General features: G+C 59.9%; 14 protein-coding genes. 9 read left to right on the forward strand and 5 right to left on the reverse strand.

Annotated features, from left to right (window positions below; all coding sequences use genetic code 11):
- Positions 1 to 5 precede the first annotated feature (5 nt).
- From ACR0KX_RS15505 to lpdA, 7 genes are all read left to right on the forward strand, one after another.
- Positions 6 to 848: a hypothetical protein gene (locus ACR0KX_RS15505; protein WP_170624027.1), complete on the forward strand. Its 843-nt coding sequence runs from the start codon at positions 6 to 8 to the stop codon at positions 846 to 848.
- Complete coding sequence (locus ACR0KX_RS15510) at positions 845 to 1,384, forward strand: DUF805 domain-containing protein (protein WP_170624029.1); 540 nt, start codon at positions 845 to 847, stop codon at positions 1,382 to 1,384. The genes ACR0KX_RS15505 and ACR0KX_RS15510 overlap by 4 nt, the downstream gene beginning before the upstream one ends.
- Positions 1,381 to 4,338 (forward strand): 2-oxoglutarate dehydrogenase E1 component, encoded by a 2,958-nt coding sequence (locus tag ACR0KX_RS15515; protein WP_170455661.1) that lies wholly within the window; start codon positions 1,381 to 1,383, stop codon positions 4,336 to 4,338. Before ACR0KX_RS15510 ends, ACR0KX_RS15515 begins: the two co-directional genes overlap by 4 nt.
- Before the next feature lie 3 nt (positions 4,339 to 4,341).
- Positions 4,342 to 5,850 carry a 2-oxoglutarate dehydrogenase complex dihydrolipoyllysine-residue succinyltransferase gene (odhB, locus tag ACR0KX_RS15520; protein WP_170455663.1) on the forward strand — a complete coding sequence of 503 codons (1,509 nt, stop codon included), beginning with the start codon at positions 4,342 to 4,344 and terminating at the stop codon, positions 5,848 to 5,850.
- A 2-nt stretch (positions 5,851 to 5,852) separates the two neighbouring features.
- Entirely contained in the window at positions 5,853 to 6,122 is a 270-nt protein-coding gene (locus ACR0KX_RS15525) for a hypothetical protein (protein ID WP_170455665.1), read from the forward strand.
- Between the two features lie 83 nt (positions 6,123 to 6,205).
- Entirely contained in the window at positions 6,206 to 6,616 is a 411-nt protein-coding gene (locus ACR0KX_RS15530; protein WP_170455667.1) for an MAPEG family protein, read from the forward strand.
- A 69-nt stretch (positions 6,617 to 6,685) separates the two neighbouring features.
- Entirely contained in the window at positions 6,686 to 8,074 is a 1,389-nt protein-coding gene (lpdA, locus tag ACR0KX_RS15535) for a dihydrolipoyl dehydrogenase (RefSeq protein WP_170455669.1), read from the forward strand.
- 21 nt (positions 8,075 to 8,095) lie between these two features.
- Here lpdA and ACR0KX_RS15540 read toward each other — a convergent pair whose 3' ends face one another.
- The gene (locus tag ACR0KX_RS15540) at positions 8,096 to 8,674 is read right to left on the reverse strand and encodes a TetR/AcrR family transcriptional regulator (RefSeq protein ID WP_170624031.1); all 579 of its coding nucleotides are present in this window, start codon (positions 8,672 to 8,674) and stop codon (positions 8,096 to 8,098) included.
- Between the two features lie 102 nt (positions 8,675 to 8,776).
- Between ACR0KX_RS15540 and ACR0KX_RS15545 the strand changes: the two genes are divergently transcribed.
- Positions 8,777 to 9,370, forward strand: a complete 594-nt coding sequence (locus tag ACR0KX_RS15545) for an NAD(P)H-dependent oxidoreductase (RefSeq protein ID WP_170624033.1) — start codon at positions 8,777 to 8,779, stop codon at positions 9,368 to 9,370.
- A gap of 9 nt (positions 9,371 to 9,379) precedes the next feature.
- Here the strand turns inward: ACR0KX_RS15545 and ACR0KX_RS15550 are convergent, their stop codons facing one another.
- Genes ACR0KX_RS15550 through ACR0KX_RS15565 form a run of 4 tightly spaced genes read right to left on the reverse strand, consistent with a single transcriptional unit; the run spans position 9,380 to position 12,285 of the window.
- Positions 9,380 to 9,985, reverse strand: coding sequence for a pyridoxamine 5'-phosphate oxidase family protein (locus ACR0KX_RS15550; RefSeq protein WP_170624206.1), 606 nt, complete (start codon positions 9,983 to 9,985; stop codon positions 9,380 to 9,382).
- The gene (locus ACR0KX_RS15555; RefSeq protein WP_170624034.1) at positions 9,972 to 10,712 is read right to left on the reverse strand and encodes a lysophospholipid acyltransferase family protein; all 741 of its coding nucleotides are present in this window, start codon (positions 10,710 to 10,712) and stop codon (positions 9,972 to 9,974) included. Before ACR0KX_RS15555 ends, ACR0KX_RS15550 begins: the two co-directional genes overlap by 14 nt.
- On the reverse strand, positions 10,712 to 11,611 hold the full coding sequence (locus ACR0KX_RS15560) for an FtsX-like permease family protein (RefSeq protein ID WP_170624035.1): 900 nt from the start codon (positions 11,609 to 11,611) through the stop codon (positions 10,712 to 10,714). Before ACR0KX_RS15560 ends, ACR0KX_RS15555 begins: the two co-directional genes overlap by 1 nt.
- Complete coding sequence (locus ACR0KX_RS15565; RefSeq protein ID WP_170624208.1) at positions 11,608 to 12,285, reverse strand: ATP-binding cassette domain-containing protein; 678 nt, start codon at positions 12,283 to 12,285, stop codon at positions 11,608 to 11,610. Before ACR0KX_RS15565 ends, ACR0KX_RS15560 begins: the two co-directional genes overlap by 4 nt.
- A gap of 184 nt (positions 12,286 to 12,469) precedes the next feature.
- Between ACR0KX_RS15565 and ACR0KX_RS15570 the strand changes: the two genes are divergently transcribed.
- On the forward strand, positions 12,470 to 13,219 hold the full coding sequence (locus ACR0KX_RS15570) for a zinc-ribbon domain-containing protein (RefSeq protein WP_170624037.1): 750 nt from the start codon (positions 12,470 to 12,472) through the stop codon (positions 13,217 to 13,219).
- Positions 13,220 to 13,223: the final 4 nt, after the last annotated feature.

Here is a 13,223-nt window from a genome sequence, read left to right on the forward strand (position 1 = left end):
GCGCGATGGAGCGCCAAAGTATATGCTTTGCGAAGCGGGGGAAAAAGTTCCCTCGCTTTCGGCATGTTTTGGCTATTGTTCTTGGCTGCCTGTACTCTGCATCAACAACTGGTGCAAACGCATCGCCCGACTTCTCCAAGCCAACAAAGGACGTAATCGAACTTTGTACTTGGTCGACTGAGGATTCCGTAGCTATTTCTCAAAAGTTTCTTGATAGAGGGTGGAAGCGCTTCCGAGCACCCTTCACTGACTCGATGCTGGGGCTCGTCGCAGATGGGTACTTACTGCCTGCTTTTGCGTACAAGGATCACAACCCGCTCGAGTTGGATCTGGAAACTGGTGTGTCCACTAACCTTCTCGATCATGTAAACACAACTTCTGAAGGGGCCGAATTAGGACACTATGAAGTGTTGTGGACGGACCAACACCCCAGCGCATTCTTGTTGCTATCTGATCGCAAAGACGAAACTGCTTCCAGCGATAGTTTGGGTTGTAACTATTTTAGCACTTCGACCCATGACGCAACAAAAATAAGAAATGCCATCTGGGCATTCAATATCGAGGACCTAAGCGAAACTCGCGAACGTAAGTACGGTCCTTCTAGGTACCTTTCGGCGACGACTTGGGGATACCCACCAGTCCAAACTAATCTGGAAACGCAGGGTTTGGACAGAAAACCCGTCGAATTGATAAATCGCCCACTTCCAGAACCCGACTTGGGTGCCGGACCCGCCAAAATTTGGTTTTGGAGTTTTGACGAAACAGAATTCAACGAGGCCTTCGGAAGAACGCCTAACACTGCCTTAGCTCTGAACATAACACGTCGTACGATAAGGCAAAAACAATGACCTTCTCTGACGCCATCCGCACCTGTTTCTCCAAGTTCTTCACCTTCTCGGGTCGGGCCTCCCGCCCCGAATATTGGTTCTTTTTCCTGTTCATCGTGATCTGGAGCATTCTGGCCGGGATCATCGATGCGCGGTTCTTCACTGAGGTGTTGGTCAGTGAAAGCGATGAGGTCAAAGCCGCCGCCGCGACATCCCGCCAACCAGTGCAAAGCATCGTCAGTCTGATTGTCTTCTTCCCGCATCTGGCCGTCGCGTGGCGGCGGATGCATGATAGCGGGCGCAGCGGGCTTTATGCTCTGCTGCCGATCCTGCTGATCCTCGGGGCCTTTGCGGTCCTGATATTTGGCATTGGCATTGCCAGCCAGTTCCACGGTGGCACTCTGGACATTCTGTTCACACGTGCCACTTTGCTGATCGTCATTCCGACACTTATCGTCCTGTTTGTGTCGCCCCTTCTGGTGCTCTGGTGGCTGGCCCGCCCCAGCCAACCCGGCGCCAACCAATACGGTCCCAACCCATATGAGGTAGCCCAATGACCGAACATACGCCCAACTCTGCCTTTCATGCCTCAAGCTTTATGCAGGGGCACAATGCCGAATATCTGGAACAGCTTTATGCCCAGTACACGAAGGACCCGAACGCGATAGACGCGGCCTGGGTCGATTTCTTCCGGCAGATGGGCGACGCCACGCCCGACGTTCAGAAAGAGGCAGAAGGGCCGTCCTGGGCGCGGACCGACTGGCCGCCGATGCCGGCCGATGATCTGACCGGCGCGCTGACCGGCGAGTGGGCCGAGATCGACGCCAAAGCGGCAGGCAAAAAGATCAAGGAAAAGGCAGCTGACACGGGCGTCAAGGTCAGTGAAGATCAGGTCAAACGCGCCGTGCTGGACAGCCTACGCGCCCTGATGCTGATCCGGGCCTATCGGATCCGGGGCCATCTGGCTGCCGATCTGGATCCGCTGGGCATGCGCGCGGCCAGCACGCACCCGGAACTGGATCCAAAGACCTACGGCTTTACCGAAGCCGATATGGACCGTCAGATTTTCATCGACAACGTGCTGGGCCTGCAGATGGCCAGCATGCGCCAGATCGTCGAGATCGTGAAACGCACCTATTGCGGCACCTTCGCACTGCAATACATGCATATCTCGGACCCCGAACAGGCCGCCTGGCTGAAAGAACGGATCGAAGGCTACGGCAAGGAAATCGCCTTTACCAAGGAAGGCCGCAAGGCGATCCTGAACAAGATGGTCGAGGCCGAAGGCTTCGAAAAATTCTTGCATGTAAAATACATGGGCACCAAGCGGTTCGGTCTGGACGGCGGCGAAAGTCTGATCCCGGCGATGGAGCAGATCATCAAGCGCGGCGGTGCCCTAGGCGTTCAGGACATCGTGATCGGCATGCCGCACCGCGGGCGTCTGAACATCCTCGCCAACGTGATGGGCAAGCCTTACCGCGCGATTTTCAACGAATTCCAGGGCGGCAGCTTCAAGCCCGAGGACGTGGATGGCTCGGGCGACGTGAAATATCACCTTGGCGCCTCCAGCGACCGCGAGTTTGATGGCAACAGCGTGCACCTGTCGCTGACCGCCAACCCCAGCCACCTTGAGGCCGTGAACCCGGTTGTGCTGGGCAAGGTCCGCGCCAAGCAGGATCAGTTGAAAGACGAAGACCGCACCAAGGTCATGGGCATCCTGCTGCACGGCGATGCGGCCTTTGCCGGTCAGGGTGTGGTGGCCGAAGGGTTCGGCCTGTCCGGCCTGCGCGGGCACAAGACCGGTGGAACGATGCATATCGTGGTGAATAACCAGATCGGTTTCACCACCGCGCCGCACTTCTCACGCTCCAGCCCCTATCCCACGGATATTGCGCTGATGGTTGAAGCACCGATCTTCCACGTCAACGGGGACGACCCCGAGGCCGTGGTGCATGCGGCGAAGGTGGCGACCGAATTCCGCCAGAAGTTCCACAAAGACGTGGTCATCGACATATTCTGCTATCGCCGGTTTGGTCATAACGAGGGCGATGAGCCCATGTTCACCAACCCGATCATGTACAAGAAGATCAAGACGCATAAGACCACGCTGTCTCTGTACACCGAGCGTCTGGTCAAGGACGGTCTGATCCCCGAGGGCGAAATCGAGGACATGAAGGCCGCCTTCCAGGCCCATCTGAATGATGAGTTCGAGGCTGGCAAAGACTATAAACCCAACAAGGCCGACTGGCTGGATGGGCGCTGGTCGCACATGGACAAAAGCAAGGAAGAATATGTGCGGGGTGAGACCGCAATCTCGCCTGACACGCTGGCTGAGGTTGGCAAGGCACTGACCCATGCGCCCGACAATGTGGCCTTACACAAGACAGTGGGTCGCCTGCTGGATCACAAAAAGCAGATGTTTGAAACAGGCACAGGGTTTGACTGGGCCACGGGCGAAGCACTGGCCTTTGGCTCATTGCTGACCGAAGGTTACCCGGTGCGCCTGTCCGGGCAGGACGCTACACGCGGGACCTTCAGTCAGCGCCATTCCGGCTTTGTCCATCAGGAAAGTGAAGAACGCTATTACCCGCTGAACAATATTCGCTCCGGGCAGGCGCAGTACGAAGTGATCGACTCGATGCTGTCCGAATATGCGGTTCTGGGTTTCGAATACGGCTACTCGCTGGCCGAACCCAACGCCCTGACCCTGTGGGAAGCGCAGTTCGGCGATTTCGCCAACGGGGCGCAGATCATGTTCGACCAGTTCATCAGCTCGGGCGAAAGCAAGTGGCTGCGGATGTCCGGTCTGGTTTGCCTGCTGCCGCACGGGTTCGAAGGGCAAGGGCCGGAACACTCGTCTGCCCGTCTGGAACGGTTCCTGCAAATGTGCGGTCAGGACAACTGGATCGTGGCGAACTGCACGACGCCTGCAAACTATTTCCACATCCTGCGCCGTCAGCTGCACCGGACCTTCCGTAAGCCGCTGATCCTGGTGACGCCGAAATCGCTGCTGCGCCACAAGCTGGCTGTCAGCAAGGCAGAAGAATTCACCACAGGCTCCAGCTTCCACCGGGTTCTGTGGGACGATGCGCAGCACGGAAACTCGGACACCAAGCTGGTCAAGGACGACAAGATCAAGCGGGTCGTGATGTGTTCCGGCAAGGTTTACTACGACCTGCTGGAGGAACGCGACACGCGTGGGATCGACGATGTCTACCTGATGCGGATCGAACAGTTTTATCCGTTCCCGGCGCACTCGCTGATCAATGAGCTTGAGCGCTTTAAGGGTGCGGAAATGATCTGGTGTCAGGAAGAGCCCAAGAACCAGGGCGCCTGGACCTTTATCGAGCCCAATATCGAATGGGTGCTGACCCGCATCAAGGCCAAGCATACCCGGCCGCGCTATGTCGGTCGCGCAACATCCGCCTCACCCGCGACGGGTCTGGCCAGCCAACACAAAGCCCAACAACAAGCGCTGGTGAACGAAGCGCTGAGCATTGAAGGAAAGTAAACGATGACGATTGAAGTTCGTGTTCCCACGCTTGGCGAATCGGTAACCGAAGCGACGGTTGCGACCTGGTTCAAGAAACCCGGCGATGCGGTCGCCGTAGATGAAATGCTGTGCGAGCTTGAGACCGACAAGGTTACGGTCGAAGTGCCCTCGCCCTCTGCCGGTGTGATGGGCGAAATCGTCGCCGCCGAAGGTGAAACCGTTGGCGTTGACGCCCTGCTGGCCACAATCACCGCGGGCGAAGGCGCGGCTCCTGCGCCTGCCGCCGCTCCGGCCCCGGCAGCCGCCCCGGCTGCGTCGGGCGGCAGCGTGGACGTCATGGTGCCGACGCTGGGCGAATCCGTGACCGAAGCAACCGTTTCGACATGGTTCAAACAGGTCGGCGACAGCGTCGCGCAGGATGAGATGCTGTGCGAATTGGAAACCGACAAGGTTTCGGTCGAGGTTCCGGCCCCCGCTGCGGGCGTGCTGGCTGAAATCGTGGCCCCCGAAGGCGCGACCGTGGATGCCTCGGCCAAGCTGGCGGTGATCTCGGGCGCGGCGGCTGGGGCTGCTCCGGCTCCGGCAGCAGCCGCGGCGGCGGCCCCGGCAGCGGCCAGCACAGGCAAGGATATCGCCAATGCGCCGTCAGCCGAAAAAGCCATGGCCGAGGCTGGCCTGTCGGCCGATCAGGTCACTGGAACCGGTCGCGATGGCCGGATCATGAAAGAAGATGTGGCCCGCGCCGCTGCAGCACCGTCGGCCCCCGCACCGGCCCCGGCGGCCCCTACCCCGGCACCAACCCCGCGCGCGCCTGTGGCTGCCGCAGATGCCGGGCGCGAAGAACGGGTACGCATGACCCGTCTGCGCCAAACCATCGCCAAGCGCCTGAAGGATGCGCAGAACACCGCAGCGATCCTGACCACCTATAACGAGGTGGACATGACCGAGGTGATGGCCCTGCGCAACCAGTACAAGGATCAGTTCGAGAAGAAGCACGGCGTGCGTCTGGGCTTTATGTCCTTCTTCACCAAGGCCTGCTGTCATGCGCTGAAAGAAGTGCCCGAGGTGAACGCGGAAATCGACGGCACCGATATCGTCTACAAGAACTTCGTGCATATGGGCGTTGCCGCCGGTACGCCGCAGGGTCTGGTGGTTCCGGTGATCCGCGATGCCGACAGCATGTCCTTTGCCGCGATCGAGAAGGCGATTGCCGAAAAAGGCCGACGCGCCCGTGACGGCAAGCTGAGCATGGAAGAGATGCAGGGCGGCACCTTCACCATCTCAAACGGTGGCGTCTACGGCTCGCTGATGTCCTCACCGATCCTGAACCCGCCGCAGTCGGGTATTCTGGGAATGCACAAGATCCAGGACCGTCCGATGGTTATCAATGGCGAAATCAAGATTCGTCCGATGATGTATCTGGCCCTGTCCTATGATCACCGCATCGTGGACGGCAAAGGCGCGGTGACGTTCCTTGTCCGCGTGAAAGAGGCGCTGGAAGATCCGCGCCGCCTGTTGATGGATCTGTAATCATGGCGACTCATGTCCTTTGGCAAGCCGATGTGGCGGATTTCGATGCCTGGCTGACCGTGTTCCGCGAAGACCAGAAAATGCGTGAGGCTGCGGGAATCCGCGACCTCCATATCTGGCAGGACCCAGCTCAGAAGGATCACGCTGTGGCCCTGTTCGAAATTACCGATCTGGACCGCGCGCAGAGTTTTCTGGAATCAGAAGAGCTGGCGATGCACCACGAACGCGGGGGCGTTGCGCATATCCAGGTCAAAGTTCTGAACCCTGTCTAAACAGTGTTGCCCGGATCAGACATAATCCCAACTGGCCGCCCGACCCATCATAGGGTGGGCGGCAAAAATGAAGGTGTTCCCCTGTGACACCCGAGTTGACTGCCCTGACATTGGCCGCACTGTTGCAGATCATCCAATATGCTCTGATGGCGATCCCGGCCAATCTGGAACTGGGTCCGGGCAAGACCATGTCCGCGCGCGACCGCAGCCGGTTGGGTGGTGCACTCGAAGATCAGCTGTCCGATGAAACGGCCCGTCTGTATCGGGCGCTGAACAATCACTTCGAAGGGCTGATCCTGTTCTCCATCGCTTGTGTGGTCGTGACCCTCAGTGGGACGGGCAACGACTTCACTGCGACCTGCGCCTGGACCTATCTGGTGGCGCGCGTCCTTTACGTGCCCGCCTATTATTACGGTTGGAAGCCCTGGCGCACCCTGATCTGGTTCGCCGGGTTCCTGACTACCACCTTCATGCTTTTGGCGGTGCTATTGTGACGCCGCTGATGTACAACCTGTTCAGAGGTTTACGCCCTGTGACAGCCCGAATTCTCAAGGAGACCCTCAATGGCAAGTTATGACGTCATCGTAATCGGCTCAGGCCCCGGCGGCTATGTGTGTGCCATCCGTTGTGCCCAGCTGGGCCTGAAAACCGCCTGCGTTGAAGGACGGGACACATTGGGCGGCACCTGTCTGAATGTGGGCTGCATCCCATCCAAGGCGCTGCTGCACGCCAGCCATCAGTTGCACGAGGCCGAGCATAACTTTGCCAAGATGGGCCTGAAGGGTAAATCGCCTTCGGTCGATTGGAAGCAGATGCAGACCTACAAGGACGAGGTGATCGAAGGCAATACCAAGGGCATCGAGTTCCTGTTCAAGAAGAACAAGATCGACTGGCTGAAAGGCTGGGGCTCGATCCCCGCTGCAGGTCAGGTCAAGGTTGGTGATGAGGTGCACGAGGCGAAGAACATCATCATCGCCTCGGGGTCCGAGCCCGCCTCGCTGCCCGGTGTTGAAGTTGATGAGAAGGTTGTCGTCACCTCGACGGGTGCGCTGTCGCTGGGCAAGATCCCGAAGAAGATGGTCGTTATTGGTGCAGGTGTGATCGGGCTTGAACTGGGTTCGGTCTATCAGCGGCTGGGTGCCGAGGTCACGGTGATCGAATTCCTCGACGTGATCACACCGGGCATGGACCCCGAGGTGCAGAAAACCTTCCAGCGTATCCTCAAGAAACAGGGTTTGAAGTTTGTCATGGGCGCAGCGGTGCAAAAGACCGAAGCCACCAAGACTAAGGCCAAGGTCACGTACAAACTGCGCAAGGACGACAGCGAGCATGTGGTCGAGGCGGATACCGTACTGGTCGCCACCGGGCGCAAACCGTATTCGGACGGCCTGGGGCTGGACGCTTTGGGCGTCGAGATGACGCCGCGTGGTCAGATCAAGGTCGGGGCCGACTGGCAGACCAACGTGCCTGGCATCTACGCCATCGGCGACGTCACCGAAGGCCCGATGTTGGCGCATAAGGCCGAGGATGAGGGCATGGCTGCCGCCGAACAGGTCGCGGGCAAGCATGGTCACGTGAACTACGGCGTCATTCCTGGCGTGATCTACACCTGGCCCGAGGTTGCCAATGTCGGCGAAACCGAAGAGACGCTGAAAGAACAGGGCCGCGCCTACAAGGTCGGCAAGTTCATGTTCATGGGCAACGGTCGGGCCAAAGCCAACTTTGCCGCCGACGGGTTCGTGAAGATTCTGGCCGACAAGGAAACCGACCGTATTCTGGGCGCACACATCATCGGCCCCGGCGCTGGCGATCTGATCCACGAGGTCTGCGTCGCCATGGAATTCGGAGCCTCAGCCGAAGATCTGGCCCTGACCTGCCACGCCCACCCGACCTATTCCGAAGCCGTGCGCGAGGCTGCCTTGGCCTGCGGCGACGGACCGATCCACAGCTAAGACCAATGACTCCGGCGGCAATCAGCGCGCCGGGGTCAGCCATGCATCCAGATAGGTTTCCAGCCTGTCGGTGAATGTCGTCGCGGAATGCAACGCGCAGAACCTTAGAGACATCGCCTGAATCGCAAAGGCCTGCACACCTTCTGCCAACAGCTCGGGCGGCACATCCTTGCGCATCTGAGCAGCGTCAAGCCACATCATCACGACGCGGAAGTACCGCTCAAAGCAATAGGCGATCGGGCCCACCTCGGCGATTGCCGCCGCGCCGGAATACCTGATCAACAGATCGAATACATACCGTTCGGACGTCATGAAACTGTGGGCGGGCTCCAGCGCGGCGATGATTTCGGCGACGGTTCCGGGCGGCGGGCCGGACTCGGCCTGATCCAGGCACGCGTTCAACCTGTCAGCGATCAGAATTTCCATCATCGCGTCTTTGTCGTGGAAATGCGCAAAGAACGTCCCCTTGGCCACACCGGCGGCCTTGACGACATCTTCCACCCTCAGCGCCTCATACCCGCTGTCCTGAATCAACGCCTCGGACGCCGCCATAAGGCGGGCGCGGGTTTTCAGTGTACGTTTTTGAACTGTCTTCTGCATAAGGCTAATTTGCACGTTTTCTGACCGTGGTCAAATTTTTTATTGACCGCGGTCATTTTTTGATTCTATAAACTGACCACGGTCATTTTTAGGAGAACCCCGATGCAGCCGAAGAAAATTCTGATCCTTGACGGACACCCTGCCGAAAGCAGCCTGTCCCGCACCTTTGCGCAAACCTATGGCGACGCAGCCCGCGAAAACGGGCATGATGTCCGCCTGATCCACCTGAGCGATCTGCAGTTCGACCACGATTTCGGTCAGGGCAATTACCACGACTTCAAGCCGCTAGAGCCCGTGCTGGAACAGGTTCTGCAGGATTTTGAATGGAGCGATCATCTGGTCCTGACAGCGCCAATGTGGTGGGGCGGTCTGCCTGCGAAACTGAAGGGTCTGATTGACCGCATGTTCATCCCGGGGCGTACTTTCGATACGCGACACACGACCAAGATGGGTTTCCCGGCCCCGATGCTGACCGGTCGCACCGCGCGCGTCATTCTGACGTCGGACACGCCGGGCTGGTTCATGCGGCTGATCTATCGCCAGGCACTGATCCGGCAAGTACGCGATCAGATCCTGGGCTTTGTCGGCTTCAAACCAACACGGTTTACCTATTTCGCAGGGGCCAGCTATCCCAAGCCCGGTCATGTCGAGCGCTGGATTTCCCAGGTCGCCAGGATTGGCGCAGCGGCAGTGTAGCCGCCGTGACTACCACATGGTTTTAGCGGCGCGCGCGCCCCATTCGCGATCATAGCGTGCGCCGCCTTCGTCCCCGTCCGACGCCTCGGCCAGAATTTCTCCGATGGTTGGAAGAGGCGCGGACTCATCACCGCAAGTCCAGGTTCTTGCCCGCATCAGCGCCCGCGCGCATTGAGTGTAAATCTCGTGAAGTTCAATCACGATCACAGTCGCCGGGCGCTTGCCCTGCTTTTCGAACCGCGTACGCAATTCATCATCCGCAGTCAGACGCGCCGTCCCGTTCACCCGCACCACGTTGTTGGAACCGGGCACGATGAACATCAGCGAAACACGCGGATCGCGCACGATGTTGCGCAGCGAATCCAAGCGGTTGTTGCCCCGCCAATCCGGCATCGCCAGAGTCTTTGGATCCAGCTCCAGCACCACCGGGCCATCGTCACCGCGCGGGCTGCCATCGACACCTTCCGGCCCGACCGTGCTGAGAATGCACAGGCGCGAGGCCATGATCCATGTCCGATACAGTGGCGTCAGGCTGTGTGCCACTTTGCGCAAGGACGGTGCGCCCGGGGTGCCATAAAGCCCCGTAAGCGTCTCGGTATCTTCAATGAACTCCATCTGGGTCAAACCCCACTTCTTTCATCAACGCGGTCGAGCGGGTCTCGATCACCTCTTCCAGCCGCCCAAGGAATGCATCGCGCGCGACACCCGGCTCGATCGGGTCGAGGAAATCGACGATTGCCAGGCCGGGTTTGCGCAAGATGCCCGTGCGCGGCCAGAAAACCCCCGCATTTGTGGCAACAGGGACGCACGGCACGCCAAGCCCTTCGTACAGAACCGCCGTGCCCACCTTATAGGGCTTTTTGGCCCCCGGTGCGACGCGGGTGCCCTGAGGGTAGATGACCAACTGGCCGGGTTCGGTGAATTCCTTGGCGACATCCTTGACCATCTTGGCCACCGCCGCACCCTTCTTGCCCCGGTTGACCGGGATACATCCCAATCGGCGCGCATATAGGCCAATGACCGGGGTCCACAAAAGCTCTCGCTTCATGATGAACTTGCCATGCGGGATCGCGTTGAAGATCAAGAGAATATCAAGAAACGACTGGTGCTTGGCCCCGATGACAACCTCGCCCGTGGGCACTGCGCCGCGCACCTCAGAGCGAATGCCAACCATCCAGCGCGCAAGCCAAATGGTACTGCTGGCATAGGCTTTGCAGGCCCGCAACGCGCCGCGTTTGGTGAAGATCGCGTAAGGCAGGTACAGAATGCCAAGGATCAGCATCCAAAGGTAGATCACAAACATGAAGATCACCGAGCGGACCCACTGAATGGCCATGGACATCACGAAAGCTCCTTCAACTTGCGGCGCGCGGCGGCCCAGGTGGCAAAAAAGGCGACGGCCGCGCCCAGAATGGGAATGGCCACGGGCAAAATCCAGTCACTGCCCTGAAACCCGACGCCAGACAGGAAGCCCCCGGCATCCGAGGCTTCGGGCAACAACAAAACGCCGGTCATCCCCAACAGCGTGCCCACGGCTGCGCCAAACAGCGCGCGGTAGGTAAAGCGGCGCACGAAGGCTCCTGCGATAAACCGGTCGCGGGCCCCAACCTGACGCAACACCTCGATGATCTTGGCATTCGCCGCCAGTGAGGCATTCGCGGCCAGAGTGATCATGGCCGCCGTCGCCCCACCGATCAGCAGGATCGAAATCCAGCCCAATCGCCTAAGGGACATGGCGGCATCGACCAAAGGTTCGCGCCATCTGGTGTGGTCATCCAGAACCGCGCCCGGTACCTCGGCCCCAAGGCGCAGGCGCAGACCGGCGGCGTCAAGGCCCGGTTCGCCTTCGACAATCTCGATCAGTTGCGGGATGGGCAGCGTGTCCAGTGGCAGATCTGGCCCGAACCAGGGCGACAGCAGGGCCGCCTGTTCCTCGGTCGTCAGGGCGCGGGCCGAAGCGACGCCGGGCGTTTGGCTCAGCACGGTCAGCGCGGCCTGGGCCTGGGCGGCCAGCTGCTCGGCCGGCGCGTTGATGCGCAGGGTGGCGGCCCCGGCCAGTTCCGTTGCCCATCGGTCGGCAATCCGGCCCGAGGCCAGCGACAGGGCCAAAGCAAAAACGGTCAGAAACGCCATCGCGCCCGAAACGAATAGGGTCAAATGCGCGGTATACCCGGTTGGGGGCACCACGCGGTCGGCCCGAGAATCTCGTCGCAGCAGGTTTCGGATATCGCCCCGGCTCATAGATCCGCCCCCGCCAAGTGCAGACGACGCTGCGAGATGCGCAGAACACGCGCCTGAACCTGACTTTTCGCGGCACGGATCAGGCTTAGATCATGGGTGGCGATCAGGACGGTTTTGCCCATCCGGTTCAGTTCGACCAGCAGGCGCAGCAGGCGCTGCGACATCTCCCAATCCACGTTGCCTGTGGGTTCATCGGCCAGCACCACGTCAGGCGACAGGATCACCGCACGGGCCAGCGCGGCGCGCTGCCGTTCGCCGCCCGACAGCTCTGGCGGATGCGCTTCAAGACGGGACCCCAGACCGACCCAGCCCAGCAACTCGGTTAGATTGTCCTGCTCATCCGCTTCAACCCGGCCTGAAACCATCAACGGCAGCGCGACGTTTTCGGCCAAGGTCATATGGTCCAGAAACTCGCAATTCTGATGAACCACGCCGATCCGGCGGCGCAACAGGGCCATCTGATCGCGATCCAGCGTGGCTATGTCCTGATCAAAGGCGCTCAACCGCCCGGATGTGGGCAACAATGCGCCGTAGCATAGTTTCAGAAACGTGGTCTTGCCCGCGCCCGAAGGCCCCGTCAGAAAGTGAAACGAACCCGGCTGCAATTGCACCGAGACATCGCTCAGCAATTCGCCGTCACCATAGGTGTAGCTGACATTTTCCAGCTCGATCACACGTGCCCCCATTTATTATGCCGCTCTTCTTGCCCCAGTGCGGGTGTGGTTTCAATGCCTGTACCGAGTCCAATTGGTGACACTTGGACCGTGAAACCGAAAACGCGCTTTGCTGTTGGGTCTTAACGGAATATCATGCCTGAAAAAACTATTATCGGCCGGATTGCACGGCCGGGGAGGCAGCATGCGTCTTACATGTCCGAATTGCAGTGCCCAATATGAGGTCCCGGACGAGGTCATCCCCGAGGAAGGCCGCGATGTCCAATGTTCGGCCTGCGATCACACATGGTTTCAGGCCAAACATCCTGTAGCGGAAACACCAGAGCCCGCCCCGGCCGAAGCCGACACGCCGGAACCCGAAGCGGTCGAGCCTGAGGCCGCCGAAGACCCGCAACCTGAGGAGGCTGCGCCGGTTGTGGCCGAGATCGCGCCAGAACCCGAGCCTGAGCCTGAGCCGGAACCGGCAGATGCCAAACCTACCGGCAACGTGGACCCTGCCGTGGCCAATATTCTGCAGGAAGAGGCGGCGCGCGAGGCTGACTTGCGGGCGCAAGAGGGCAGCAGCCTGGAAACGCAACCGGATCTGGCGCTGGATGTCGCGCCGACGCCCAAGGTCGAACCACGGCGCCCTACCGCCTCGGAAACGTCCGAGGATGCCGGTCAGAAGGACGCTCTGCCGGATGTAGAGGCGATCAATTCCAGCATGCTCAGCGAAGAACCCGAGGCCGAACAGCCAGCGCGCAAATCCGGCGGCTTTGTGCGTGGGTTTGCGCTGATGCTGATCATTGGCGTGATTCTGTACCTGATCTACGGCAACGCCCAGCAGATCAGCGAAGCTGTGCCGCAGGCGGATCCGGTGCTGAATTCCTATGTCTCACTGGTGGATCAGGCGCGTGTCTGGCTTGAGAGCCAAGCCGGATCCGGCGCGCCCTAGACCT

This window comes from Ruegeria sp. BG5 (genome assembly GCF_056538425.1).